The organism is Bradyrhizobium sp. BTAi1 (genome assembly GCF_000015165.1).
GTDB classification, from domain to species: Bacteria; Pseudomonadota; Alphaproteobacteria; order Rhizobiales; family Xanthobacteraceae; genus Bradyrhizobium; species Bradyrhizobium denitrificans.
Genome location: NC_009485.1, coordinates 6,055,465 through 6,079,403 on the forward strand (window position 1 = coordinate 6,055,465; position 23,939 = coordinate 6,079,403).

27 protein-coding genes are annotated in these 23,939 nt (G+C 63.0%); 16 read left to right on the forward strand and 11 right to left on the reverse strand.

Translation table 11 applies throughout. The features are described from left to right. Positions 1-46: 46 nt before the first annotated feature. Together BBTA_RS27120 and BBTA_RS27125 are read left to right on the forward strand one after the other, a co-directional pair. Positions 47-1,351, forward strand: a complete 1,305-nt coding sequence (locus tag BBTA_RS27120; protein WP_012045713.1) for an NRAMP family divalent metal transporter — start codon at positions 47-49, stop codon at positions 1,349-1,351. 195 nt (positions 1,352-1,546) lie between these two features. Further along, a complete protein-coding gene (locus tag BBTA_RS27125) occupies positions 1,547-3,178 on the forward strand; it encodes an NAD-dependent malic enzyme (RefSeq protein WP_012045714.1) in 1,632 nt (543 codons plus the stop codon). A 92-nt stretch (positions 3,179-3,270) separates the two neighbouring features. On the opposite strand, the gene rocF is transcribed toward BBTA_RS27125, so the two are convergent. Next, the gene (gene rocF / locus BBTA_RS27130) at positions 3,271-4,245 is read right to left on the reverse strand and encodes an arginase (RefSeq protein WP_012045715.1); all 975 of its coding nucleotides are present in this window, start codon (positions 4,243-4,245) and stop codon (positions 3,271-3,273) included. A 219-nt stretch (positions 4,246-4,464) separates the two neighbouring features. On the opposite strand from rocF, the gene BBTA_RS27135 reads away from it, so the two are divergent. After that, entirely contained in the window at positions 4,465-4,725 is a 261-nt protein-coding gene (locus BBTA_RS27135) for a hypothetical protein (protein ID WP_041751635.1), read from the forward strand. 15 nt (positions 4,726-4,740) lie between these two features. Here BBTA_RS27135 and BBTA_RS27140 read toward each other — a convergent pair whose 3' ends face one another. Beyond that, positions 4,741-5,898 carry an OpgC domain-containing protein gene (locus BBTA_RS27140; RefSeq protein WP_012045716.1) on the reverse strand — a complete coding sequence of 386 codons (1,158 nt, stop codon included), beginning with the start codon at positions 5,896-5,898 and terminating at the stop codon, positions 4,741-4,743. 447 nt (positions 5,899-6,345) lie between these two features. Here BBTA_RS27140 and BBTA_RS27145 point away from each other — a divergent pair, with 447 nt between their 5' ends. Continuing rightward, positions 6,346-6,594: a hypothetical protein gene (locus BBTA_RS27145; RefSeq protein WP_012045717.1), complete on the forward strand. Its 249-nt coding sequence runs from the start codon at positions 6,346-6,348 to the stop codon at positions 6,592-6,594. Positions 6,595-7,165: 571 nt separating this feature from the next. Beyond that, the gene (locus BBTA_RS27155) at positions 7,166-7,477 is read left to right on the forward strand and encodes a c-type cytochrome (RefSeq protein ID WP_012045719.1); all 312 of its coding nucleotides are present in this window, start codon (positions 7,166-7,168) and stop codon (positions 7,475-7,477) included. A gap of 62 nt (positions 7,478-7,539) precedes the next feature. Here the strand turns inward: BBTA_RS27155 and BBTA_RS27160 are convergent, their stop codons facing one another. The 3 genes from BBTA_RS27160 to BBTA_RS27170 form a co-directional block, all read right to left on the reverse strand. Continuing rightward, positions 7,540-7,893 (reverse strand): phasin, encoded by a 354-nt coding sequence (locus BBTA_RS27160; protein WP_012045720.1) that lies wholly within the window; start codon positions 7,891-7,893, stop codon positions 7,540-7,542. A 105-nt stretch (positions 7,894-7,998) separates the two neighbouring features. Continuing rightward, entirely contained in the window at positions 7,999-8,298 is a 300-nt protein-coding gene (locus BBTA_RS27165) for a hypothetical protein (RefSeq protein ID WP_012045721.1), read from the reverse strand. A 205-nt stretch (positions 8,299-8,503) separates the two neighbouring features. Continuing rightward, on the reverse strand, positions 8,504-9,520 hold the full coding sequence (locus BBTA_RS27170; RefSeq protein ID WP_012045722.1) for a GlxA family transcriptional regulator: 1,017 nt from the start codon (positions 9,518-9,520) through the stop codon (positions 8,504-8,506). On the opposite strand from BBTA_RS27170, the gene BBTA_RS27175 reads away from it, so the two are divergent. Genes BBTA_RS27175 through BBTA_RS27190 form a run of 4 tightly spaced genes read left to right on the forward strand, consistent with a single transcriptional unit; the run spans position 9,450 to position 12,683 of the window. Then, the gene (locus BBTA_RS27175; RefSeq protein ID WP_244424149.1) at positions 9,450-10,295 is read left to right on the forward strand and encodes a hypothetical protein; all 846 of its coding nucleotides are present in this window, start codon (positions 9,450-9,452) and stop codon (positions 10,293-10,295) included. The two genes, BBTA_RS27170 and BBTA_RS27175, sit on opposite strands and share 71 nt — an antisense overlap. Beyond that, on the forward strand, positions 10,295-11,593 hold the full coding sequence (locus BBTA_RS27180) for an MFS transporter (protein ID WP_012045724.1): 1,299 nt from the start codon (positions 10,295-10,297) through the stop codon (positions 11,591-11,593). The genes BBTA_RS27175 and BBTA_RS27180 overlap by 1 nt, the downstream gene beginning before the upstream one ends. A 20-nt stretch (positions 11,594-11,613) precedes the next feature. Continuing rightward, positions 11,614-12,369 (forward strand): YqcI/YcgG family protein, encoded by a 756-nt coding sequence (locus BBTA_RS27185; RefSeq protein WP_012045725.1) that lies wholly within the window; start codon positions 11,614-11,616, stop codon positions 12,367-12,369. Then, complete coding sequence (locus tag BBTA_RS27190; RefSeq protein ID WP_012045726.1) at positions 12,366-12,683, forward strand: cupin domain-containing protein; 318 nt, start codon at positions 12,366-12,368, stop codon at positions 12,681-12,683. The genes BBTA_RS27185 and BBTA_RS27190 overlap by 4 nt, the downstream gene beginning before the upstream one ends. Positions 12,684-12,694: 11 nt before the next feature. On the opposite strand, the gene BBTA_RS27195 is transcribed toward BBTA_RS27190, so the two are convergent. Next, complete coding sequence (locus tag BBTA_RS27195; protein ID WP_041750924.1) at positions 12,695-12,883, reverse strand: hypothetical protein; 189 nt, start codon at positions 12,881-12,883, stop codon at positions 12,695-12,697. Between the two features lie 436 nt (positions 12,884-13,319). On the opposite strand from BBTA_RS27195, the gene BBTA_RS27200 reads away from it, so the two are divergent. Next, positions 13,320-13,553 carry a hypothetical protein gene (locus tag BBTA_RS27200; protein ID WP_012045728.1) on the forward strand — a complete coding sequence of 78 codons (234 nt, stop codon included), beginning with the start codon at positions 13,320-13,322 and terminating at the stop codon, positions 13,551-13,553. A 172-nt stretch (positions 13,554-13,725) separates the two neighbouring features. On the opposite strand, the gene BBTA_RS27205 is transcribed toward BBTA_RS27200, so the two are convergent. Further along, positions 13,726-14,781 (reverse strand): hypothetical protein, encoded by a 1,056-nt coding sequence (locus tag BBTA_RS27205; protein WP_012045729.1) that lies wholly within the window; start codon positions 14,779-14,781, stop codon positions 13,726-13,728. Positions 14,782-15,019: 238 nt separating this feature from the next. Between BBTA_RS27205 and bamA the strand changes: the two genes are divergently transcribed. Next, complete coding sequence (bamA, locus tag BBTA_RS27210) at positions 15,020-17,350, forward strand: outer membrane protein assembly factor BamA (RefSeq protein WP_148221516.1); 2,331 nt, start codon at positions 15,020-15,022, stop codon at positions 17,348-17,350. Positions 17,351-17,415: 65 nt separating this feature from the next. Here bamA and BBTA_RS27215 read toward each other — a convergent pair whose 3' ends face one another. Then, the gene (locus tag BBTA_RS27215; RefSeq protein WP_012045731.1) at positions 17,416-17,850 is read right to left on the reverse strand and encodes a hypothetical protein; all 435 of its coding nucleotides are present in this window, start codon (positions 17,848-17,850) and stop codon (positions 17,416-17,418) included. Positions 17,851-18,109: 259 nt separating this feature from the next. Here BBTA_RS27215 and BBTA_RS27220 point away from each other — a divergent pair, with 259 nt between their 5' ends. Then, the gene (locus BBTA_RS27220) at positions 18,110-18,466 is read left to right on the forward strand and encodes a hypothetical protein (RefSeq protein WP_012045732.1); all 357 of its coding nucleotides are present in this window, start codon (positions 18,110-18,112) and stop codon (positions 18,464-18,466) included. A 61-nt stretch (positions 18,467-18,527) separates the two neighbouring features. Here the strand turns inward: BBTA_RS27220 and BBTA_RS27225 are convergent, their stop codons facing one another. Beyond that, positions 18,528-19,133: a DUF6456 domain-containing protein gene (locus tag BBTA_RS27225; RefSeq protein WP_012045733.1), complete on the reverse strand. Its 606-nt coding sequence runs from the start codon at positions 19,131-19,133 to the stop codon at positions 18,528-18,530. Between the two features lie 53 nt (positions 19,134-19,186). Further along, on the reverse strand, positions 19,187-19,723 hold the full coding sequence (locus tag BBTA_RS27230; protein ID WP_012045734.1) for a GcrA family cell cycle regulator: 537 nt from the start codon (positions 19,721-19,723) through the stop codon (positions 19,187-19,189). Positions 19,724-19,886: 163 nt separating this feature from the next. Between BBTA_RS27230 and BBTA_RS27235 the strand changes: the two genes are divergently transcribed. Further along, positions 19,887-20,507 (forward strand): helix-turn-helix transcriptional regulator, encoded by a 621-nt coding sequence (locus tag BBTA_RS27235; protein WP_012045735.1) that lies wholly within the window; start codon positions 19,887-19,889, stop codon positions 20,505-20,507. 117 nt (positions 20,508-20,624) lie between these two features. Further along, positions 20,625-20,936 carry a hypothetical protein gene (locus tag BBTA_RS27240; protein WP_012045736.1) on the forward strand — a complete coding sequence of 104 codons (312 nt, stop codon included), beginning with the start codon at positions 20,625-20,627 and terminating at the stop codon, positions 20,934-20,936. Positions 20,937-21,009: 73 nt separating this feature from the next. Here the strand turns inward: BBTA_RS27240 and BBTA_RS27245 are convergent, their stop codons facing one another. Then, on the reverse strand, positions 21,010-21,984 hold the full coding sequence (locus tag BBTA_RS27245) for a quinone oxidoreductase (protein WP_012045737.1): 975 nt from the start codon (positions 21,982-21,984) through the stop codon (positions 21,010-21,012). Positions 21,985-22,205: 221 nt separating this feature from the next. Between BBTA_RS27245 and BBTA_RS27250 the strand changes: the two genes are divergently transcribed. Together BBTA_RS27250 and sugE are read left to right on the forward strand one after the other, a co-directional pair. Continuing rightward, complete coding sequence (locus BBTA_RS27250) at positions 22,206-22,466, forward strand: hypothetical protein (protein ID WP_012045738.1); 261 nt, start codon at positions 22,206-22,208, stop codon at positions 22,464-22,466. A 257-nt stretch (positions 22,467-22,723) separates the two neighbouring features. Further along, complete coding sequence (sugE, locus tag BBTA_RS38495; protein ID WP_012045739.1) at positions 22,724-23,050, forward strand: quaternary ammonium compound efflux SMR transporter SugE; 327 nt, start codon at positions 22,724-22,726, stop codon at positions 23,048-23,050. The last annotated feature ends 889 nt before the right edge of the window (positions 23,051-23,939 follow it).

The following is a 23,939-nucleotide window of genomic DNA, read 5'->3' on the forward strand; positions in this document are numbered from 1 at the left end:
GACTGACTTCGACAACATACACTACCGCGCGCGGGAGAGTTGTGCCGTGGCCATCATCGTTGCATCAGAGCCCAACGAGCCGAAGCGATCGGCCAGGAGCTTGTTCCGGCTGCTGGGCCCAGGCCTGGTGACCGGCGCCGCCGACGACGACCCTTCGGGCATCGCGACCTACTCCCAGGCCGGCGCGCAGTTCGGCTACGGCCTGCTGTGGACGGTGTTCCTCACCACGCCCTTCATGATCGCCATTCAGCTGGTCAGCGCACGGATCGGTCGGGTCACGGGCAAGGGACTGGCTGCCAACATCAGCTCGCTTGCGCCGCGATCGATCGTCCTCGGCCTGGTGGCCCTGCTGGTCGGCGCCAATACGTTCAACATCGCAGCCGACATCGCCGCCATGGCCGAATCCCTGTCCCTGGTGATCGGCGGGCTCAACCATGAGCATGCGCTGATCTTTGCGGCGGCTTCGACACTGCTGCAGGTCTTCCTTCCCTATCGGCGCTATGCTCCCTTCATCAAGGTCCTCACCCTCAGCCTGTTCGCCTATGTGGCCACAGCCCTGACCGTCAAAGTGCCCTGGAGCACCGCCCTGCTCGCCGCTGTGTGGCCAAGCCCGTCGACGGATCCGGACTATCTGCTGACCGTCGTGGCCGTGCTGGGGACCACCATCAGTCCATATCTGTTTTTCTGGCAGGCCTCCCAGGAGGTCGAGGAGATGAACCAGGGCAAGGTCGATCGGCCGCTCCGCGAATTGTCGAGGAAGAATCATCCCGAGCTTCGGCGGATGAGAATCGATACGGCGATCGGCATGATCTTTTCGAATGCGATTGCCTTCTTTGTCATCCTGACGACCGCGACCGTTCTGCACGCACATGGCGTCACCAAGATCGATTCCGCGACCCAGGCGGCCGAAGCGCTGCGCCCGCTGGCGGGAGACTTCACCTTTCTGCTGTTTGCCCTGGGCATCATCGGCACCGGGATGCTGGCCATCCCGGTGCTGGCGGGATCGGCCGCCTATGGCGTGGCCGAGGTCTTCGGCTGGCATGCGACATTGGAAGCCAAGCCCGACGAGGCTGCCGGCTTCTACAGCATCATTGCCGCGGCCACGCTGATCGGCTTCGGGCTCGGCTTCACCGGCATCGATTCGATCCACATGCTGGTCTGGAGCGCGGTGCTCAACGGCATCGTCGCGGTGCCGATCATGGCAATGATGATGGTCATTGTGTCGAACGGCCGCCTGATGGGCCGCTTCCGGGCCCGCTCCTGGCTGATCGCACTGGGATGGATCGGCACCGCGATCATGGCGATCGCCGTGCTGGCGCTGTTGTGGTCGTTTGCCGCAGGCCGCGCCTAGCCCGGACGATGTGCAGCTGGCCAGACCGCCTTGAACGCAGTTGCACAACGTCATTGGTGCAACGCGGCGCGGAATCTGTGTTAACAGACCGATCCCGCCATGCTGTCTCGATTGATGCCGGTCAACGCGGACCGGCTACAGCAGCGCGAGGCTCGAAAAGGACTCGGAGACTCCGCCTTGACCCAACCGCAACGTATGACCGCACCGACGCTCCCCACCTACTCCCCTCGCGGGCTTGCGCTGCTGCGTGATCCCCTGCTCAACAAGGGGACAGGATTCACCGAGCAGGAGCGCGATGCGCTTGGGCTGCGCGGCTTCCTCCCAGCGGGTGTCCTGTCGATGCAGGCGCAAGCCGAGCGCATCCTCGTCAACCTCCGCAGCCTGCCCAGTGATCTGGAGAAATATGTCGCGCTCAATGCGCTGCACGATCGCAACGAGGCGCTGTTCTTCCGGGTGGTCTGCGACAACATCGACGAGATCCAGCCGCTGATCTACACACCGACGGTCGGCCTCGCCTGTCAGAAATACGGCCTGATCTTCCAGCGGCCGCGCGGCCTGTTCATCTCGGCCAATGACCGCGGCCGAATTGCCGAGATCCTCGCCAACTGGCCGTACCGCGCCAAGCTCATCGTCGTCACCGACGGCGAGCGCATTCTCGGCCTCGGCGACCTCGGCGCCAACGGCATGGGCATTCCTGTCGGCAAGCTCTCGCTCTACTCGGCCTGTGCCGGCATCCATCCCGAAGAGTGCCTTCCGGTCATGCTGGACGTCGGCACCAACAATGAGGAGTTCCTCAAGGACCCCTATTATATCGGCCTCCGTCAGAAACGCATCACCGGCGCAGCCTATGACGAGTTCGTCGACGAGTTCATGACCGCCGCGCGCGCGGCCTTCCCGGGCGTGCTGATCCAGTTCGAGGATTTCGCCAACCACGCGGCTTTCAAGCTGCTGCACAAATACCGCGACGACGCCTGCGTCTTCAACGACGACATCCAGGGAACGGCGGCGGTCGCGCTGGCCGGTCTGTTTTCCGCGCTGCGCATCACCGGCGGTCGCCTTCGCGATCAGCGCGTGCTGTTCCTGGGCGCCGGCGAGGCAGCCACGGGGATTGCCGATCTCGTCGTCTCGGCCATGATGGCGGAAGGCCTGTCCGAAGCCGAGGCGCTACAACGCAACTGGCTCACGGACTCGCGCGGGCTCGTGGTCAAGGGACGTGAGAACCTGCACGGTCACAAATTGCGCTACGCTCATGAGCAGGCACCGATCGGAGACTTCCTGACCTCGATCAGGACGCTGAAGCCGACGGCGATCATCGGCGTTGCCGCGGTCGGCGGCGCCTTCACGCCGGAAGTGCTGCAAGCGATGGCGGAGCTGAACGAGCGGCCGATCATCTTTGCCCTGTCGAACCCGACCTCGAAGGCGGAATGCTCGGCGGAGGCGGCCTATCGTTACACCCAGGGCCGCGCATTGTTTGCCTGCGGAAGCCCCTACGATCCGGTCAAGCTCGATGGCAAGACCTTCGTGCCCCGGCAGGGCAACAACTCCTACATCTTCCCCGGTGTGGGCCTTGGCGCGATCGCCAGCGGGGCGCGCCTGGTGACGGACGAAATGTTCATGGCCGCCGCACACACACTCGCGAACTGCGTGACCGGCGCTGATCTCGAACAAGGAAGCCTTTATCCGGCGCTGCCGCGGATCCGCGAAGTCTCCGCCCTGATCGGCGCCGCAGTGGCGGGCGTGGCCTATCAGAACGGGCTCGCCTCCGGACCGGCGCCGAACGACCTGCTCGGTTTCGTCGAGCAGAAGATGTACGACCCGCGCTACTGACGCCGCCAAAGCGGATGCCGTGCTGAAGCTCGCACGGCATCCGCTTCAGCCCATCAGCCAGCCGGCCTCGGCAGCGCGGCTTCCGGCGCGTGTCATAGATCCGGGACGATCGCGTTGGTCGGTGTCGGCCGATCGGTGATCTGCTGGCCAAACAGGCTGCCGATCAGTTCGACCGCGACCCGGGCCGTCTTGCCACGCTCGTCGAGAAAGGGGTTGAGCTCGACGATGTCGACCGACCGCACCAGGCCGGAATCATGCAGCAACTCCATGATGAGATGCGCCTCGCGATAGGTCGCTCCGCCAGGAACTGTCGTGCCGACCCCTGGCGCCACCTCCGGATCGAGAAAATCGACGTCGAAGCTGACATGCAGAACACCATTGCGAGCGCGGACCTTGTCGAGGATCCTGCGCGTCAGGACGCCGACGCCAAACTCGTCGATGGCGCGCATGTCGGCGACGCTGATGCGACGCATGCGCAGCAGCTCCTTCTCCGCCTTGTCGATCGAGCGGATGCCGAACAGTTCGAGGTGCTCGGTGGGGATGGTGGCGCGGACGTCGCCACCGAGCAAGCCATCAAGGCCCGGCTCTCCACACAGGAAGGCCGCGGACATGCCATGCATGTTGGCCGTGATCGTGGTCTCCGGCGTGTTGTAGTCGGCATGCGCATCGAGCCAGAGCACGAACAACTCCTGACCGACGTCGCGGCAGTGACGCGCGACACCGTTCACCGATCCCATCGACAGCGAGTGATCTCCTCCCAAGAACACCGGGATCGCCCCGGTGTGCGCCAGTTCATGGCTCCGACGTGCCAGCACCCGCGACCAGCGTTGGATCTGGCGATAATGCTTCGCCTTCGCAGGAGGGTCATCGCTGAGGTCGGTCATATCGGCGATCCCAACGTCGCCATAATCCGTCACATCGAGACCGAGGCTTTCCAGCAGCGGCACGAGCCCGGCGGTTCGAAGCGCAGCCGGCCCCATCAGGGTGCCGCGCACAGATGCGCCGAGATCGATCGGCGCCCCCAGTACGGCGACGCGGCTTGGAGATGCTTTGTCAACGTGGGTCAAGGCCAGATCCTTCTGCTTGCGCCATGAACATAACCGGTCCCGATGTTGCAGGGATGTCGTTTCCGCGGCGTTCCATCGGATTCACCTGCAGGCAACGTGCCCGCCGCCGGAACCAATCGCGTCAGCCCGCATTTCCTGGAACGGCATGCCCGCTTGCGACCGGGATCCGATCGGGCAGGCCATCTCAACCGAGCCGTGAGCGTCGAAAAGGCAAAGATAGTGATCAGCGAAACGTTCGAAACACCTCCGCAGCCGGGCGTCGCAGAACGCGCGCTCGACACGGCCACGGACATGTCCCGCTCTCTCGGCGAGATCGTGGGTACCCTCAGTGCGGCCGTCGACCGCCTGAGCGCCGTTGCAAAGGACGCGCACCGCCCCGGGACGGCGCTGTCGACCTTGAGCGCCATCACCCGCGAAGCTCCGCTGGCCAGCCTGTTCGTCGCGTTTCTGTGTGGCGTCGCGGTGGCGCGCCGGCGCTGACCGCACCGGCGGCCCTCAAAACAGCCTTGGTCCGCGCCGATCGAGCTGCGTTTCCCAGGTCAGCAGCGTGGCTGCGATGACCATCACGGCAATTCCTGCGATGCTGATCAGCAGCTGCATGGCAAAACCGCTGGAGACATCAGTCAACACGACCTGCCCGATAAACGCCAGCAGCACCCCGATGCAATAGATGGAAAGCGAGTTTTCCCCGCATCGGATGATCGCCGTCATCAGCGGGCGGGCCGGGCCGTTCCATTGCGGCGGTGTCAGCCGCGATACGACGAGAGCCAGCGAGAGAAAGTGGAGCAGCCGCACCGGCGCCAGATGGCTCTTGTAGATCGGATAGATCAGGCCGGTGACGGCCGACGGGATCAATGCCTCCAGACTCTTGAACTCCCAGCTCAGAGCCATGAAAAGGCTGAAGGCAAGGTAGGCAAGCGCGACGATCAGGAGCGTGCGCGAGTTCAGGATCGGCCGCAGACTTGCGGAGCCGACATAGGCATACCAGGCGCCGATGACGAACAGGAACTGCCAGGCGAACGGATTGAAGTAGAGTTCGCCGCTCGGCCAAGCCGGCACCTGCCAGCTGAACAGTTGGACCATCATGTAAAGCAGGAACGATATCACCAGCGTGAAGGTCGGGCTGGTCATCATCATCCACAGGACGACGGGAAAGCAGATGTGCAGGATCGCGAAGGTCAGCAGGATATCGGTGTTGACGGGTGCGAACTGCAGCAGCGCGACATGCACGAGCGTGGGCCCGGGATCGCGAAAGAAAAAGCCCGTATTCGTCTCGTCGACGAAGCGCTCGCCATTGCCGACGACCCAGACCAGCGCCGCATAAGCGAGCAGCAGCACGAGAAAGGCCGCATAGATCTCCCACGCTCGCCGCAGCGCACGCACCACCGTCGTCGCCCAGCCTTGCGCCGCCAATGCTCCGCCATAAGCCAGCATGCAAGTGTAGCCGGAGATGAAAACGAACACCTCAGACGTATCGCTGAAGCCATAATTCCGCGGCGTCAGCCAGGACAGCGAGTTGTCCGGCACGTGATCGACAAAAATGAACCAGAGCGCGAGACCTCGGCAGGCGTCGAGGCGCAGATCGCGGCAATCTCGTGCCGCGTCGACCGCGCCCGTCGTCGCGCAAACCAGACCACGATCATTGACGTCCAAGGCGCCCCCCGTCTGATGTCCCGGATCGGCATCTGCGATGTGGGCTTCCCACCCACAGCGATCTCGACGCAGCAGCCGCCGTCGGGGCTGCGGACGTTCGCGTCAAATAGACGCACGCCCGAAGGAGGCCCGGAGCCGGAAGACTTTCAACCCTTGATCCCAGCAGCGTCACTCCAACCACTGACGATTTCTTCCAGACCAAGGATCGCAGTCCCGCGCCCGCCGCAGATATCCGCGCATTCTTACAGGATTCCGTTGGCCGATTGGTAACCCGGCCAGTCTCGCTGGCTCCAAAGCAACATCGGGACTCGCGGGAACATCGCGGACGTGTCGGTGTTAACCATTTAGCCTCGCGTAGCTGGCAAAAGTTCCACTCCCGTATTTGCCCGGATTGATTGTAGATGGGTTAGACGTTGACTTGGAGTGGAAGAGTTAAAGGGGGGTTCCGTGATCCACCGAGGTGTCCAATATACGGTCGTGCCGACTGCTGAACCGGACATTTGGGAATGGCGGTATGAGTTCGGCGACCAGGTCAAGTCTGGACGAACTCAGACCCGGCTGGCCGCGCTTGCCGCGCGGCGCGTCAAATCGAAAATTGACGCGGCGCTTCGGGCAGCGCAAACGGCCTCCGTGCCCACCACCAATGTTGCCGAGCGCATGGGTCTCGCAAAGGCGACGTCGCACGGCCTGACCTGACCCGTTCTTGTTCTCCCGGCCGGTACGCTCTCGGACGGAGCTTCGTTGCCTGTTGAGACAGATCAAGGCCATAGAGGCCCAGATCTGGCATGCTTCGAAGATGGAAACTCTCGTTTTTCGCTGCTCCCAGACGGGATCTGACGTGCAGGTCGGTGTGGTCGGGCCGCAGGTCTCCGACGACACCGATTTGTACGAAGCCGTCGCATGTCCGGCCTGCGGCCGCCTGCACCTCGTCAATAAGGGGACAGGAAAGATGCTCGGCGACAAAGGGGGGGCCACATGTCTTATGCTGCCCAGGAACTAACGGCCACCGAGGCGCCCCGCCCTTCCCTCCTGAGCCGCCTGGGCGCCCTCTTCAGGCGGATCATCAGCCGGATCGACCTGTCACATTTCCCAAAGTCCTGCTGCAACTGAAGCGGGTCTATGAGACGATCGGTCCGACGCGTCGAGCGCGGACGCATGCGTCCGCCCCCCTGCAATAGATCCACATGGAACGGATTGGCGAGCCGCTTTTTCTTGCTGCCACACGAGCGGACAAGCTCGACGAAAAACCGATGAGACGGAGTTCCTGATGCGCGTGTTCGTGACGACAATTCTGACCATTGCAGCCGCAGCGACGGCGAGCACTTCATGGGCCGCCGATGCCGATCACGGTGCGGATCTTGCCAGGCGCTGGTGCGCCTCGTGTCACCTGGTCGAGGGAACGCAGAAGCAGGCCAGCGCGGATGTCCCGTCTTTCGCGCAGATCGCCCAGAAGGCAGACTTCACTCCAGAGAAGGTCGCCTTCTTCCTGCTCGATCCGCACCCCAAAATGCCGAGCTTTCCGCTCAACCGCCTCGAGGCGGCCGACATCGCGGCCTATATCGCTTCGCTGCGCAAATAAGTTTCTCCCATCGGCGGCTCAGCAGCCGCCGATGCCCGCGTCATCCGGTCACATGCGCTGCCCTAGGTCTTGGGCTCGGTCGCTTTGCTTGCTGCGGCCATAATGCCCGCGGTGATGGTCTTCATGTGCTCGCCGGCATTGGTGAACTGGCTGCGCAGGAATTCGGACTGGATCCGCATTGCCTCTTCAAGCTCGGTCGCATGGACGAGCTTACGCGCATGTTCGAAGGCCGTCTTGATGTTCTGCTCGGTGAGCGAGAGGGCCTGCTTGGACATTTCGGCCGCAGGCCCGGGAACCGTCGTGATCGATTTTCCGGCAGCATCGAAGAACATTTCGAAGGCTCTTTCGGCCTGCGCGATCGTCTTCTCCGCAAGGTCGCGCAGTTCAGCCGGCACTTCCAGTTTTGTTTGGGTCATTGTTGCGTCCTCCACGCGGACCCAACTACCATATTTGTCGCCCTGCGTCGCCGTAGATTTGCAGCTGCCGATGCGGAGACAGCAGATCGTGCGATATCGACGATCTCAGAATGAGAAGGCACGTTCCCGCGCAATCTGGAGCGAGAGTTCGATCGAGGCGAGATGCCGGTCGTAGATCCACCGCTCGCCGTCGTTTTCGACCATGCTGCTGAGTTCGCGCGCATGCTGCAAAGCAAGATCGAGCAGGATGATCGTCTTCCTGACCTCGTCCTGGCCGCTGCGCCCAGAGGAGCGGATCGGCTCGAACCGGGCGGCCCCCACTGCTGCAACACCGACTTCACCCTCGGCCCCCAGGTGCGACGGAGACCGCGTTGTCCTTGAACGAAAGGGCAGGATGTTCGTCATGGCCTCTCTCCCCGCGACTACAAACATCGAAGCGGAAGTGAATCAACTTTTCCATTCAATACACGCAGCATTTTACTGAAGCCTTAGGCCGATCTTCGACGGCACGGCCACTCTGGCCCCAACTCGGCAGGTCGAATTAACTCGAACGCAAGCCGCAAGCCTTGCGCGAGGAGAAATGCGACCGCCTGGCGCAATCGCAATCAGCTCAGCCCGAGAAGCGGCGGCGGTACTCCGAAGGCGAGACGCCGAGGTGCCTCAGGAACGCGCGGCGCATGCGCTCGTCATCACCGAAGCCGGCCCTTTGCGCGACCTCGACCACGCTCCCCACCTGGCGACTTTCGAGCAGGAGTCGCGCCGTCTCGACCCTGAGCGCCTCCACGCCCTGCGCAGGCGTCATGCCCGTTCGGCTGACATAGGTGCGGGCGAATGTGCGCGGCGACATGCCGGCCTTTGCGGCCAGCGTCTCGACGCGCAGATCGCTCGCGATGTTCTCGATGATCCAGGCATGCAGCGCGCTGAATCGCCCCTCGACGTCGGAGGCCTGCGCGGCCAACACGGTGGAGAACTGGCTTTGGCCGCCGGGACGCTTGAGGAAGACGACCAGCCGCCGAGCCACGTCGAGCGCGATCGTATGACCGAAATCCTCCTCGATCATGGCCAGCGCGAGATCGATCCCGGCGCTGACGCCCGCCGAGGACCAGACGCGCCCATCCTGGACGAAGATCGCGTCCGGCTCGACCTTCACATTGGGAAAACTGTCCTGCAATCGCGGACAATAGCGCCAATGGGTCGCAGCGCGTTTGCCCTCGAGCGCTCCCGCCCATGCCAGTGCGAACGCGCCAAGGCACACCGAGGCGATCCGCCGGGCATCGGGCAACGCCTGACCAATCCATCGCATCAGCGCCTCGTCCTGGCGCAACTTCCAGATGCCCGGCCCGCCCGGAATTAGCAGCGTGTCGACCTCACGCGGATCGATGGCCGTCATCGGGGCAGTATCGATCATCAGTCCGACGTCTGTAGGCACCAGACCGCCGTGCTTCGAGACGTAGCTCAGTGCATAGCCTGGGCGCGGCAGTTCGATGTCGGCGAGTTCGGCGAACACCTGGGCCGGCCCGGACACGTCCAGTAGCGTCACGCCTGGAAAGGCCACGATGACCAACCGTCTTTCGGTGGCGTCTGGTGGCAGAGCTGCGCGCCGGGACTTGGCAGAATTCGAGGGCATATTGTCCTTTAAGCCATCGGACGGCCGCCTGTATAGCCTGCACTGCAGAGTGGGAGTCCTTGCAATGGCGTTCAAGCTGGATGGCCGATACCCGACCATCGCCTCTCCCTGGGGCGACTATGCCGTCTACAGCTTTCCTGACGCGTCCAAGATCGGCTGCTCGGATCGTCAGCCGATCATGGATGCGATGAATTCGATCATTGCCATTAACTGGAAAGCAATCGAACCGCATTGGACCGCCTCCTCGTCGCCCTTCGACAGCAAATACAGCCTCATTCTGGTCTACGATCGCGTCGAACTCATCGCCTTCTCGGTCTATCGCGTCATGACCATTGCGCATCGGATGGCCATCTATCGCAGTGGCACCGAAGTGCTTCCGGCGTATCAGGGACGTGGCCTGTACGGCTTCTTCACATCGCAAATTCTCAAACATCCCTGCGCCGCTTCGCACAGCGAGCGGCTTCTCTACGGCTGGCGCACACGCAATCCCATCGTGTGGGCGGCCAACGCGAAGATCTGCGAAATGGTTGCACCGTCGCTGCTCGCTGACGAAGCGGACGCCGATCTGCAGGCCGCCTGCATCGAAATGTGCGCGACGCTTTATCCGGGCAAGCCGCTCGAAGTGCCCGGCATGATCATGCGCGGCGCCTATGGACACATCGAGCATATTCGACAGGACTATCGCGGCACGGCCTCGCTCGTCGAGGCCGCCATGTCGCGGATCATCCCGAATTCAGCCGACGCGCTGTTCTCGGTCGGCTACGCGAGGGTGTGATGGCAGTGCTCGGACAACACGCCGTATCCTCATCCTCGTCGCCGATCAGGCTGCTAGATCGCACCTATGTTGCGTGGGGAACGGTCGCATTCGCCTATGCGATCGCATTTCTGCAGCGGATGTCGCCGCAGACCGTCGGCCTGAGCTTCATGCGCGATTTCGGCACCGACGCTTCGGGTGTCGCGATGCTCGCCTCCAGCTATTTCTGGGGCTACACGTTGATGCAGATTCCGGCTGGTCTGCTGGTCGATCGCTACGGCGTCAAACGCGTCGTGCTGTGCAGCATGGCGGCATCGGTGGTCGGCAGTCTCGCATTCGCGCTCTCGCCCACCCTGTTCGACGTCTTCATAGCCCGCGTGATTGTGGCCTGCGGCGACGCGCTCGTATTCACCGCGTTGCTGAAGCTGGTCGCGCAGAGCTTTACAGACGAGCGTTTCGGCCTGATGTCCGGGATCTCCCAAGTCTCTGGCTATGCGGGCGGCGTCATCGCAACCACGCCGCTCGCAGCCGCCGTCAGCGGCTTCGGTTGGCGTGCCTGCTTCTTCTTCATCGCCTGTATCGGGATCGCCAACCTGGCATGCGCCTCGGTGGCGCTGAAGGCCGCGCCATCGAACAACAATGGAAGGACGCTGAAGAGCGTCCTGCTGGCGAGTTGGCAGGCGCTCAGATCAGCCGCGAATTGGGGCTGCGCGATGAGCTTCGCGTCGCATTTCGCGGTGGTCACGACCCTGGCTGGCGTGTGGGGCATTCCGATGGTGTCGCATTATTTCGGCATTTCACCGTCGGCCGCCGGCGCCCCCCTGCTCGCCTTCATGGTCGGAAATGCGATCGGATCCATCTTTCTCGGCCATGCTGCCGACCGGACGCGGTCGCTGGACTCGGCCTTGATACGCATCAGCCTGCTTCGCATGCTGCTTGTCGCGATGCTGTGGCCGGCTCTCGCTCATGCATTTGGCCTTGTCTATGTGGGCGTGGTGTTTGCCGTGCTGGGCCTGGTCGCAGGCGGCACGGTTCCCCTGATCCTGAAATGCACGAAGCATCTCTACACGGTGGAACGTATCGGTGTCGGGGCCTCGATCAACACAACCTCGGCAGGCGTGTTCGCAGGACTCGCGCAGCCCGTCATCGCCTTCGCGATGATGGCCGCAAGCGGACTTGGTGCCGGTGATGGCTCAAGCCTGCACGCCGTCGCAAACGACGCCGGCTACGCGACCCTGCTGGCAGCTCTTCTGCTGATGTCCCTGCCGGGCATTTTCGGACCACTGATGATGAGGCCCAGACTGACACCGAGTACTTAAGCATAACGGAGAGGGTGAGTATGTCGCGTTTGTTTTTAAGGAAGGACGAGGTTCGAGCCAGCTATCGCGTCAGCAGCTGGCAGAGCGTCCTGTTTTCGGAGTTCGAAGCTCAAATGAGCAGCGATGCTCGCCCTTTTCCCTGCATCTTTGGCGTGGCCGGCTATCGGCAGGATCAGCTTCGCTATCTGTTTCTCGATCCTCTCGACACGGACGCTCTCGGCAAGCAGCTCGCACTGTTCGTATCGGAATCTCGTTCGCACGGACCCAACACCTCGCTCGTTCTGTTCACGCGGCCTCGACCGGTTCAAACGCTCGACGCCTACTACAAGAAGTTCTGGCGCATCCTCGATCAACTCGCGCGCATCGACAAACAACCGTGGCCGGCACACATCCCGCAGACCATCGACGATCCGATGTGGGAGTTCTCGTTTGCCGGGGAGCCGATCTTCGTTGTCTGCAGCACGCCGGCGCATGTGATGCGGCAGAGCCGGCGCTCGAGCGCCTTCATGCTCACGTTCCAGCCACGCTGGGTGTTCGAAAAGATCCTCGGCACCGATCGGGCTGCAGCGAAGGCGTTTGGCGAAGTGCGCAAGCGGCTCGCGCCGTTCGACACGACGACAGCATCACCGCTGCTGGGGCGCTACGGCGATCCGGAAGGCCGGGAATACAAGCAGTACTTCCTCTACGACGACAACGAACCGCCGCCAGCCTGTCCCTTCCACAGGCTCGCGCAAACCAAGCTGCCTTCGGTCGAAGACAAGGAGCAGGCCGCATGACCCAGATCATCGCTGGTACGAAGACGGAATTCGCGATTGATCCCGACATCCTCGCGCTGTTGCCCAGGCAGGGCTGCATCGAGTTGCAGCATGATGCGGCAGGCAAGGTCCATCACTTCCACACCCACCCGGTCGACGAAATCCTCGTGGTGATCCGAGGCCGGCTGACCTTCCGATGGGAGGGCGGCGAACGCATCTGCACTGCTGGCGACAAGATCCTGCTGCCGGCCGGGACGCTCCACGAATCGGAAGCCCTTGACGACGCAATCTACGCGATTGCGACGCAGACTCCCGCAGCCGACGCGAGCAATTAGGGAATGTGAGGTCAGGACAGGGGACGATCGGTTTCCGAGTTGTGCTCCGAGGTGAGCCGCTCGACCAGTTCGACGACTTCGATGCGCTGGCCCGGAGCCAGCTTCAGGAACGCCTTCAACAGTCGAAGGCTTTCCACGGCATCGCTCGATGGGGCTCCGAGCTTCGCGTGCAGCTCCGCGATGAGAGTGGGATTCTTCATCTCGCACCTATAACAGGAAACAACTATGGCAGTCCTAAGCAAACGAGAAGGCCTTGCACGCAAGGTAGATACTGCAGCAATCGAAGCTGAAAGTCTTGGTCTGACGACAGCGACCCTAATCCTCAGAATGGCCCGCCTGGAAATCGACCGCGCGGAACCCGACGAGGTTGAAAGTATGCCAGCGAACAACTCCTGCAGCAAGCCGAACTGACCAGGTGGTCGATTTCGGCGGCACAATTTGAGCGTTTTGGCAGTTTCTGATCGCCGATGCCAGCGAAAATGGTCGATTACCGAACCAGGAAGGGGAAATCCGGCGGAGGTAAGCTTGTCCTCCGCATTAGAGGTCTTCTATAGTTTACGCGCGAAGACAATGGGTTGCGGATCCGCCGCTGCGTTCCACAGCCTGATTTCTCGCGGATAAGGCGGCAGGAAGACCATGCAAACATATTATTTTGACATGAAGGACGGCATTCCGACCCGAGACAGAACCGGCCTCGAGTTTGCCACGCGCGCGGGAGCCATCGAGCACAGCCGGGATCTGGCCCGGCGGCTACGCCACGATCCCCGCATCACGGATCGGCGGTTGTCGATTGTTGTTGTTGACGAATCCGGCGCCGAAATCCACCGAGAGCCGGTCTATCCCGCTGTCGTCAAGGCCAGCCTCTCCTGATTTGAGCTGGACGCCGGAGACGTCCGTCCCTGCGGAGCTGTATTCCACTTTCGGTCTACGTAACGTATTATCCACAACTTTTAAGCGCAGAAGCTGCGTGGCCCCGCTTCGTCCATTCGCTGCCTGCGCTGATCTCTTGCGAACCGGCCGCGCGTAATCCATCGCCGCCCGCTCATTGCTGCTTCTCCCAGAATGAGAGCAATCCCTGGGAGGCGGAGCCGCCGATCACACAGGGAATTCCGACCGCCACCTGTCCGAGCGCGGCTGCAGAGACGCAGCCCAGCGCCAGAGCCCCTACCCCCAGCTGGCCCCAGAAGTCCATGTTGCGGCGCGCATCCGACCCCTTGGTCTTGAGCTCCTCGACCGCAGCCACGGCATCCTTGCGAACAGCACCGAGCTGAACCGTATCGGCCGCTTCGACGACTTCGGCCAGCGGCGCCTTGATCGGCGCCGATTGTCGCGCCAGCTCGCCGCGCAGATAGTCCCGCAAGGCTGCATCCCGTACCGAGTAGCTGGCGAGCGTATAACGCGCCATGCTGCCGATCGTCAGCTTATCGACGGTGTCGCGGCTCTTCGACCACGGCAGCATCTGCACGATGCGCTGAATCGGCACGTACGAGCCGGTGGCGAAGTAGTAGCCCCAGAGAATATCGAGCAGATCCTGGTGGGTCGCATAGCTCAACCTTGTATCGAGCTTGCGCTCCTCCTTCTTGAACGGGTTCTGCGTGATCGCGCCCCGCAGCTTGTCCATCATCCCTGGCTTGGCTTCCTCGAGCGGAATCTCCAGCAAGGTCTGCTGCGCGCCGCTGAGATAGCCTTCGATCATGACGCGGCGCCCCGGCATCTTCGGCGCGATCTTGCGCATGAGATTGCGCCAATCCGGCAGACCGGAATAGGCGATCGCCCGAACGATCACCCACTCGTCCTCCGGAGGAACGGGAAAGAAACTGTTGACGAGCTGCTCGGCCTTGGCGGGATTGGAACCGATGGCGCCGGCGATGAAGCCGAGGTAGATGCCTGCGTTCTCAGGTTCCTTGAAAGTCTGGGAATGAAACATCACACGGACGGCAGCCGGCACGTGAGCGTAATCCGGCTTGGTCCGATAATTGTAGATCCATTGCTGGACGACGGCGAGCGACGTCTGCGGATCGATCTCCGGTGCCGCCGCAGCAGCAAGAGCCGATTGCACGAAGCTACAAAGGATAAGGGCCAGCGCGATCACTCGCATTGTCTGCTCCCGATATCTGCTCACAATGACATGCGCCACAATCAGCATCTGCAGATCCGGACGCATGAGCAAAGCAGCAATCCTGTGGATCGACTCTGCGTCCTTTCTGCGACGTCCAGAGCTTCACATTCGCGCGAACCGTCCCTCGCGGGACGACAGACCAACAACTCACCACCACCGCGACATGATTTTGCCCTCCGCCCGCACTTGCATCCGGGCGATGGACGAGCTCGCAGCGATGACAGCGGACAACTCCGGACGCACCGGACGGCGCGGCCTCGACGCAGTTCGTAGGCACCTGCTGCCCATCGCGGTCTCGGTCCTGATATCGGCGATCTCGGCCCATGCGGCCACGGAGACGCTTGCCGTGCTGGGCAACCACCGGATCGATGCCGATACGGTGCGCGCCTACTTCCATGCCGACGCCAACGGTCACTACGACGCCGCCGCGCTGGATTCCGGTCTGAAAAGCCTGGTCGCAACCGGCCTGTTCGAGGACGTGCGGATCGACCGCGCCGATGGGCGTATCGCAGTGCGCGTCTCGGAGGCACAGGTGCTTGATCGCGTCGCCTTCGAGGGTAACAAGAAGGTGAAAGACGCCGAGCTCTCGGCCGCAGTGCAGTCAAAACCGCGAGCTGGACTGCAGCGCGCAACCGTGCAGGGCGACGTGGCTCGCATCATCGAAGCCTATCACCGTGTCGGACGCGACGACGTCCGTGTCGTCCCCGAGATCATCGATCGCGGCAATGAACGCGTCGACTTGGTGTTCACGATCACGGAGGGCAAGAAAACGCCCGTCCGAAGCGTCAGTTTTATCGGCAATCATGCCTATGGCGCGCGACAATTGCAGGCCGTCATCAAGACATCGGCGACGCACCTGTTGAGCTTTGTCACCGGCGGCGACGTCTATGACCCCGACCGGATCAATGCGGATCGCGAACAGCTGCGGCAATATTATCGAAATCACGGCTATGCCGATGCCGAGGTGACGAGCGTCAATGTCGATTATGACCGAGCGACCAGCGGCTTCGATGTGACATTCGCGATCGAGGAAGGTCCCCCCTATCGGTTCGGCGCGATCGAGTTGTCGTGCAACGTCCCGGAGCTGAACTGCGAACGCTTGCGTTCCCTGCTGCTGGCGCAGGAGGGTGACGTTTTCGACGACGGCAAGCTCGTCAAAACGACGGAAGCGGTGACGGCGGAGCTCGGCAGGATCGGCTTTCCCTTTGCGCAGGTCGAGCCGGTCATTTTGCGCAATCCTGCCGCCCATCTCGCCGGCGTCCGCTTTCAGGTCGACCAGGGGCGGCGCACTTATGTCGAGCGGATCGAGATTCATGGCAATTCGCGCACACGCGACGACGTCGTGCGGCGCGAGTTCGATTTCAGCGAGGGCGACGCCTACAACAAGACGCTCATCGACCGCGCCGAGCGGCGCTTGAGGAATCTGAACTACTTCAAGACGGTCAAGATCTCCTCGACGCAGGGGTCGTCCCGCGATCGCGTCGTCCTTGACGTCGAAGTGGTCGACCAGGCGACAGGCGACTTCAACGTGTCCGGCGGCTATTCCAACACCGATGGCCTGCTCGCGGAAGTCAAGATCGGCGATCGCAACGTGCTTGGAACGGGCAACACGGCGCAGGCGGCGTTCACCTATGGCCAATTCGCGCGCGGCGCCAATCTGTCATTCACCTCTCCCTATGCTCTGGGACGCACGACGCCCGGGATCGAACTGTTCGCGCGGCAAAGCGCAGCCACCACGTTTCAAGCCTTCGGCAGCAATACCTATGGCGGCGCGCTGACGCTTGGCATGCCGGTGAGCGAGCAAACCGCCATCCTCTGGCGCTATTCGCTATACGACCAGAACGTCGTCCTCTCCCCTGGCACGAATCCGGCCGCGGTGTCGCCGGCCGTCCGACAGGCCGCCGCCGCTGGCCGGCAGTTGGTGTCGCAACTTGGGCATACCGTCACTTACAGCACGCTCGACAACAACAAGATCCCGACCAACGGCATCCGCTCGCAACTGAGCCAGGATCTCGCCGGCCTCGGCGGCGACGTGCGCTTTCTGCGGACCACCGAGGATGTCCGCTACTATCGATCGATCAACAACGACCTGACCGGCATGGTGCGCGCGCAAGGGGGTTATATCACCGGCTGGGGCGGTCGGCAGGCGCCCCTTCTCAACAGCTTCTTCGGCGGCCCGACCATGGTGCGCGGCTTCGCGCCTGGCGGCTTCGGCCCCCGTGATCTCACCGCCGGCTCGACGCGGGACAATGTCGGCGGCAGCGTCTATTGGGCGACCACCGCCGAGCTGCAAAGCAACATTCCGGGGCTGCCGCAGGAGTACGGCCTGCGCGCATCGGCCTTCGTCGACGCTGGAACCGTGTTCGGCTATCGCGGCCCGACCCAGAACCTGCAGGTCGCAAACAAGAACGTCATTCGCTCATCGGTCGGTGTCGGGATGACCTGGGCGTCCCCGTTCGGACCGCTGACGGTCGACTACGCGGTGCCGCTGAGCAAGGCCGCCTACGACGTCGTCCAGCCGCTGCGCTTCAGCGCCGGCGGCTTCTGAGGCCTGGCCGCTTCCCCCCGACAAAGCCCACAAACGCCGGCGCGAATCGTCCCGCCGGGCGAAGCTCAGTACGGCTGATAATAGTGGACGCGCGGCCCGTAATAAGGATGGCCGTAATAGGGATGGCCATAATAAGGACGGGGCGCGTAGTAGACCGGTGGAGGCCCGTAATAACCCGGTCCCGCATAGTATCCCGGCCCGCCGTAGTAGTAATCGTCATCATGCTGATGCGCGGCGATTGCACCGATCGTTCCGATCATCGCGCCCATGATGGCGAGGCCGGCTGCGGGATTGCCGTGGTAGTGGCGACGATAACGCCGGCGCGCGCTGAAATCGGTCGCATCGCTCGACGTCGCATGCGTGAGCATCTGTCTGCTGGCCAATCCCGACGACCGCGCGAGCACGGTCGTCGGCTCGACCGTCGTCGCGATCAGCATCGCCATGGCCGCGAGTCCGATCCTTCGCCCGGCAGGCCTCAACCGAAATTGTCCGTTGACCATGTGATCCCCCGTCTCTTCCTTCTCCCAATCAAACAAGGCGGAGAGCGTAGCGTCAACCAGGGTTTTTGAGTCGGTGGTCAAGCAAGTGCCGTCGGGCACGATTTTTTCATAGACCCACAAGGGTGCTTAGACGCCGCAGCACGCGTTCGGTTCATTGTTGGAGCGCAGCAATTTTTCACGAACCAACTGCGCCGCATCGGAAACCAATGCTTGCACGCTCAAGCCCCTATCCGATGAGCCACTGCCGACAGGAGACGCGATGACTTCACGACTGCAAAGCTTGATATTCGCCGCCCTCGCCATGCTGACCGTTCCCGCGGCAACGGCGATCGCTGACGAGAACAAGATCTCGCTGTTCAAAGTGGTGACCGTCAAGGACGAGATCGTCATCGGGCTCAGCTCCGAGGAGATGAGAACGATTGGCGGAAGCGACGCCGGCGCTATCGCGCACGCATTGGCGCAGAAAGGCGATCTCACGGCTTGGCAATACAACGTGCACCGCGGGCCGAATGGTGAGCTGCAGATGACCCCCTCTGCCAAGATTGCGCTGCTCGCCCATGCGTCGCTGCGGATCGAGCCCTATAGCACCGCTTACATCGCGGCGCCGCACCCTTGACCCGAGAAGCACGGCCAGCGCTCGCGGCCCAGGATCATGCCGCGAGCGTTGCCGGCTGCTGCTAACACGGCGGGTCGGCGCGATGCCTCGATTGCAGCGGGTGACCGTTCGCCCTGGAAATGCGTTCATTGGACATTCCATAGAGCACGGCCAGCCGATCGAGGCATTCCTTGAACCGGCGCGCGAAATAGTCGTTCCAGCGCTGGCTGGACAGCCCCCGCTTGTGCCCGACCTGCTCCATCGTAAGGCCATGCACCAGGATGTCATGGACGATCGCCGCCCCGTCCGCGCCGAGTTCGCGCTCGGCCCGGTTCAGCCGGACCATCGCCTGTCGCTGACCTTCGGTCACGAGCTCGCGGCCCTGCGCGCCGTCGACATGATCACGCGAGGGGTCAATGGCCTGAGGTCCCCGCTCCGCCCGCTCCCAATCGTTCTGGAAGGCGCGTCCCGACCGATATTGCGCTTCGTCCAGCTGCTTGTGCGCGTGCAGGCGGCCGAGCGGATCGTTGCGGACCGATCGGAGCGCAACGATTTTCTCGCCTGGCTCGCGCGCAAAAGGATCGTCGATCTCGACCGCGACCACCTCCGCATTCCTGGGCAGGTCAAGCGCGCGACGGTCGTGGCTCTTCGAGATGCGAATCGACTTGTTGCGTTTCGGACGCGCCATATTCCGTCTCCGTCATGCTGGTTGAAATCATGTCTGGTCAGTTGCACGTGTGATCACGCAGCCGCCACGAGCCGCAGCACCAAAGGGCCTGTCGGACGCTCGGCCGTGACCTCCGGGTTGCGGGTGAGATGAAAATGCGGGGTGCAGTAGCTTGCGCCGGGCTGCCGCGGATGACCGCAGAACGTGATGGGGTCGTCGTCCCGGTCGCCGCCATAGGGATAGCGGCAGTCGCCGGCCTCGAGTTGCTCGAACGAGAGCAACCTGGGACTGATGCCGACGCAGCGAAGCCGGACTGGCGCCGGCGCTGCCGCGGGGGCAGGCCTGACAACCTGATCTCTGGTTGCCGGGTCCGCAGCACGCCCGCCGGTTCCCGCGGCGACAGATCGCGGTCTGGGTTCGGGAGCGCGAGCCGCTTGCCGGACCACCGGCGCGAGCCCCATTCGCTTGCCCCGGCCAAGCGTCGCATTGCGCGTATAGGTGGTACCGAATTGTGCATTCAGGGCCCGCGCAATCTCGGCATAAGACAGTCCTTTGGCGTGAAGGTCACGCAACACCATTGAATGTTGATCGGGCCAATCGGTGGACTGCATTTTCGCCTCTTCGTCTGCGTGGGGAGGCCCGGAGCGGCATCGCCACTGCGCCTTCGCCCCGGACCGGCTCAATTTCCGATATTCCGAACGAAAAGTCAAGCTTGAGTTCTGATTATCGGAAACATATGATGCGCCATCGGATTCGCAACGGAGGTTTGGAGCCATGTTGGACGTCGCCATGATCGAGCGTGCCCTGGAGAAGCCGGGGAAAACGAAGGGAGGCCTGGCCCGCGCCATGGGCGTGCGGCCCGGGGCGGTCTCCGAGATCCTCGGGGGGCAACGGCTGATCAAAGCCGCCGAGATTCCCCTGATCACGGAGTACCTGGAGCTGAACTCCGTTCCGATCATGGGACGGGTGGGCGCCGGCTCCGTCATCGAGCCGGAATATGAACAGGTGCCGGCGGAGGGACTCGGCGAGGTCGCCCTGCCTTTCCCGATTTCGGAAGAGACCATCGCGTTCGAAGTGTCCGGCGACTCGATGCTGCCGAAATATGAGAACGGCGACGTGATCGTGGTGTATCGCGAGCAGCGGCACCCGCTGTCGAGCTTCTACGGCGAGGAGGCCGTGGTGCGGCTCAAGACCGGCGAACGCTACCTGAAGACGATCGAGCGCGGCAAATCGTCAACCCTGGTCAATCTCAAGAGCTTCAACGCCAAGCCGATCCTGGGCGTCAAGCTGGACTGGATCGGCGAGATCTTTGTGACCCTGCCGCGCGGACAGATCCAGCGGATGCGGAGCAAATCGGCCGCCCGCGCCAGGGCGGCACGGTCGTCCAGCAAGTGATGGCGGATTGATGCCGATAGCGAGGGCTTGAGCGCCGCCGGGGAACGCCATTGACATTTTTCTGTTTATCAGAAATAATATCGCTCCAGGATATGGCGGACCCCGAGGCGGCGCTGCATGCAATATTTCGTCGTGATGATCGACTACGGCCGTCGTGGACGGGAGGCCGTGGTCGATCCTGAGATGACCCGGCGCGAGGTGATTGCACGGGTCGCGTCGGGAGAATTTGCGAATATCAGTTTCATTCACGAGATCCGCGACCACGCGGTGGAGGACATCACTGCGGACGTGATGGCACAGGCTGCCGTCCCCGAACTCGACGAAGCAACGATCGACATGCAGGCCGCGCAGTTCGACCACCGCCGCGACCTGCGCAAGCACGAGCAGGTCCGAGCGAGGATGCCGCCCTCATCCTTCGACCAGAGCTGACGGCGGGTCCGCCAGAGCTGCTGGCCGGCCCTCCCGCGTTTGAACACCCTCGCAGAACCTCGTCGAGCCCGGGTCAGACCAGGAACACCGTCGATCCGGTGGTCTTGCGAGCGGCGAGGTCGGCGTGAGCCTTGGCGGCGTCCTTGAGTGGATAGGTCTGGTTCACCTCGATCCTCACCGCCCCCGACTTGACGACATCGAACAGCTCGTTCGCCATGGCCACCAGATTCTCGCGCTTGGCCGCGTAGGTGAACAGGGTCGGCCGGGTCACGAACAGCGAGCCTTTCTGGGCAAGGAGGCCGAGATTCAGCGGATCGACCGTGCCGGATGACTGGCCGAACAGCACGGCGTAGCCGAGCGGCGCGAGGCAATCGAGCGACTTCAGGAACGTATCCTTGCCGACGGAATCATAGACCACCGGCACCTTCCTGCCCGCCGTGATCTCGCCGACGCGTGCGACGAAATCCTCGCGCGAATAGACGATGGTGTGATCACAGCCATGGGCCCTGGCCTGCTCGGCCTTCTCGTCGCTGGAGACGGTGCCGATTACCGAGGCGCCGAGATGCTTGGCCCACTGGCTGAGAATGAGGCCGACGCCGCCCGCCGCCGCGTGGAGCAGAATCGTCTCGCCAGCCTTGACCCGGTAGGTCTGACGGATCAGGTATTGGACCGTCAGGCCCTTGAGCATCATGGCCGCGGCGGTCTTGTCGTCGATCCCGTCCGGCAGCTTCAGCAATTGCGCGGCCGGAATGAGCCGCGCCTCGGAATAGGCGCCGAGCGGTGACGAACCATAGGCGACGCGGTCGCCGACCTTGAGATCGGTGACCCCCTCCCCCAGTTCCTCGACGACCCCCGCGCCTTCGCTGCCAAGTCCACTCGGCAGCTGGACGGGATAGAGGCCGGAACGGTTGTAAATATCGACGAAATTGAGCCCTACCGCGGTGTGACGGATGCGGGCTTCGCCGGGCCCGGGCTTGCCGACGGTGACGTCCTCCCAGACCAGAACTTCGGGACCGCCGGTCTTGTGGAAGCGAATGGCGCTTGTCATGAGTGTCTGTCCTCCCTGTTGGACCATGCCGCCCCGTTCGGCGGCATCATGGCCGTTCCTGAACGGTGTCGCGTCCGCGCGCGACCGAGACAGCCTCCTGTCGTAGCCGCTCGCGCCGCGGTTTGGCAATCAGCTTTGCCGCCGACCGCCCCATCGACAGCGCGCGGCAGGAACCGCCAATGCCGTCGCGCGTTCACAGGCGAAAGCGGAGGACACGTCCCATGCCGCCCAAGAAGCGTCGCGAACTGATCAGGCCGGCGATCCTGCTTGAGCTTGCGTGTCACACGTTGATGGGCACCACGCTCGGCCTCGGTTTCGCCTTCGCACTCACAAAGCTCGATGCGTTCGGAATCGCGAGCCTGATCACGCACAGCGTCGAGCCGATGATGACGGTCACGATCTTCGTGAGCGTCATGACGCTGTCCTTTGCCGTCGGCGCGACGCTGACGGGCTTTGTCTTCACGATGATGGAGGAGAGGTAGTTCGAACAGCTGCGTCACCTTCCGCCATCACACAGCCGGTCTCCAATATCCGCTCGCGGCGGCGGATCTCTGAACGTCAGCTCCGCGGCCAAGCGCTCTTGCGCCTGTCATATGCGCGTCGTGCAAACGAGGCAGATGGACTGCAGGTTCGACCGGCGCGGAGATGACGGAATGGCCGGACTTTGTCGGGCGGTTGTCCCGCAGCTTCGACAGACAGGCGGCCCTGCCGGTGCCGCCGCGCATTCGGGCTCGCCGCCATGATGAATGGCTGGCTCGCTCTGTTGACCGCCGGCCTGCTCGAGATCATCTGGGCGCTGGGCCTGAAGTATTCCGACGGCCTCACGCGCTTCTGGCCGAGCATCGGAACGATCATCGCAATCCTTCTCAGCTTCGCGATGATGTCGCTGGCGCTGAGGTCATTGCCGTTCGGCACCGCCTATGCGGTGTGGACCGGCATTGGCGCGGCCGGGAGCATCATTGTCGGCATCGCCATCTACAGCGAGCCTGCCGACCCGATGCGGCTGTTCTGCCTCACGCTGATCATTGCCGGCATGGTCGGACTGAAGTTGAACTCCCCCGTGTGAGACGATGCCCGGCCTTCGCCAGGAGCGCGCCAGCTCGACGCCGCCGAACAGGCCGAGCGCAAGCACGAACGGCAGCAGGTGATAGAGGCAGCGAAAGATCAGCAATGCCGCGAGCAGCGGCTCCTGGTCATCACCGCCCAGACCCAGCAGGATGGTTGCGTCGAACAGCCCGATACCAGCCGGCGCGTGGCTGGCGAAGCCGAGCAGCGTGGCGGCGATGAACACCGCCATCAACCGCGTGACCTCGATGCCGAGTTCAGCGGGAATGAGGACGTACATCGCCAGCGCCGCCATGGTAAGATCGAACAATCCGACCACGATCTGCAGCAGCACGGCCGGGCCGGACGGCAGACGGACCGGCCAACGCGTGCTCTGCCGTCCTGGCCAGCTCCATACGACGAAGACGACGACGCCGCAAAGCAGTGCTGCCGCGATGAGCCGATTCAAGGTCGGCGGCCAATACGCGACCCAGCCGAACGCATCGGGGTCGATCAGCAGGCTCAAGCCAAGCGCGGTGAGATTGCCGAGCCAGAATGTCAGCCCGGTGAGGAAGCTCATATTGGCGATGTCGATCGCGCCGAGCCGATACGGCGCATAGATCCGATACCGGACCAGCGGCGAGATCAACGCAACCGCGCCAATACCGTGCGCGATCGGGTAGCTCGTGAAGCTGCCGAGCGCGGCCGCGCGATAGGGAATGTCGGGACGGCGGATTGTCCGCAGCGCGAACAGATCGTACAGCGTCAGCCCGGCATAAGAGAGCGCGATAAGAACCAATGCGATCGCGATGAGATGCTTGTCAGTGGCCTGTGCGATCGCAAGCACATGACCGACATCGAGCTTCTTGATGGCATGTGTGAGGACATAAACTGCAACAGCCGCAATCGAG

What these genes read in the sequence shown, in the direction of transcription:
- BBTA_RS27165 (WP_012045721.1), bottom strand. Translation starts at nt 8,298, where the DNA reads ATGACGAACATCCTGCCCTTTCGTTCAAGGACAACGCGGTCTCCGTCG.
- BBTA_RS27175 (WP_244424149.1), top strand. Translation starts at nt 9,450, where the DNA reads ATGACCAACCGTCTTTCGGTGGCGTCTGGTGGCAGAGCTGCGCGCCGG.
- BBTA_RS27195 (WP_041750924.1), bottom strand. Translation starts at nt 12,883, where the DNA reads ATGAAGAATCCCACTCTCATCGCGGAGCTGCACGCGAAGCTCGGAGCC.
- BBTA_RS27215 (WP_012045731.1), bottom strand. Translation starts at nt 17,850, where the DNA reads ATGGTCAACGGACAATTTCGGTTGAGGCCTGCCGGGCGAAGGATCGGA.
- BBTA_RS27160 (WP_012045720.1), bottom strand. Translation starts at nt 7,893, where the DNA reads ATGACCCAAACAAAACTGGAAGTGCCGGCTGAACTGCGCGACCTTGCG.
- BBTA_RS27170 (WP_012045722.1), bottom strand. Translation starts at nt 9,520, where the DNA reads ATGCCCTCGAATTCTGCCAAGTCCCGGCGCGCAGCTCTGCCACCAGAC.
- BBTA_RS27180 (WP_012045724.1), top strand. Translation starts at nt 10,295, where the DNA reads ATGGCAGTGCTCGGACAACACGCCGTATCCTCATCCTCGTCGCCGATC.
- BBTA_RS27245 (WP_012045737.1), bottom strand. Translation starts at nt 21,984, where the DNA reads ATGACAAGCGCCATTCGCTTCCACAAGACCGGCGGTCCCGAAGTTCTG.
- BBTA_RS27250 (WP_012045738.1), top strand. Translation starts at nt 22,206, where the DNA reads ATGCCGCCCAAGAAGCGTCGCGAACTGATCAGGCCGGCGATCCTGCTT.
- BBTA_RS27235 (WP_012045735.1), top strand. Translation starts at nt 19,887, where the DNA reads ATGTTGGACGTCGCCATGATCGAGCGTGCCCTGGAGAAGCCGGGGAAA.
- BBTA_RS27190 (WP_012045726.1), top strand. Translation starts at nt 12,366, where the DNA reads ATGACCCAGATCATCGCTGGTACGAAGACGGAATTCGCGATTGATCCC.
- BBTA_RS27185 (WP_012045725.1), top strand. Translation starts at nt 11,614, where the DNA reads ATGTCGCGTTTGTTTTTAAGGAAGGACGAGGTTCGAGCCAGCTATCGC.
- BBTA_RS27125 (WP_012045714.1), top strand. Translation starts at nt 1,547, where the DNA reads ATGACCGCACCGACGCTCCCCACCTACTCCCCTCGCGGGCTTGCGCTG.
- bamA (WP_148221516.1), top strand. Translation starts at nt 15,020, where the DNA reads ATGACAGCGGACAACTCCGGACGCACCGGACGGCGCGGCCTCGACGCA.
- BBTA_RS27220 (WP_012045732.1), top strand. Translation starts at nt 18,110, where the DNA reads ATGACTTCACGACTGCAAAGCTTGATATTCGCCGCCCTCGCCATGCTG.
- BBTA_RS27205 (WP_012045729.1), bottom strand. Translation starts at nt 14,781, where the DNA reads ATGCGAGTGATCGCGCTGGCCCTTATCCTTTGTAGCTTCGTGCAATCG.
- BBTA_RS27230 (WP_012045734.1), bottom strand. Translation starts at nt 19,723, where the DNA reads ATGCAGTCCACCGATTGGCCCGATCAACATTCAATGGTGTTGCGTGAC.
- BBTA_RS27225 (WP_012045733.1), bottom strand. Translation starts at nt 19,133, where the DNA reads ATGGCGCGTCCGAAACGCAACAAGTCGATTCGCATCTCGAAGAGCCAC.
- BBTA_RS27200 (WP_012045728.1), top strand. Translation starts at nt 13,320, where the DNA reads ATGCAAACATATTATTTTGACATGAAGGACGGCATTCCGACCCGAGAC.
- BBTA_RS27240 (WP_012045736.1), top strand. Translation starts at nt 20,625, where the DNA reads ATGCAATATTTCGTCGTGATGATCGACTACGGCCGTCGTGGACGGGAG.
- BBTA_RS27155 (WP_012045719.1), top strand. Translation starts at nt 7,166, where the DNA reads ATGCGCGTGTTCGTGACGACAATTCTGACCATTGCAGCCGCAGCGACG.
- sugE (WP_012045739.1), top strand. Translation starts at nt 22,724, where the DNA reads ATGATGAATGGCTGGCTCGCTCTGTTGACCGCCGGCCTGCTCGAGATC.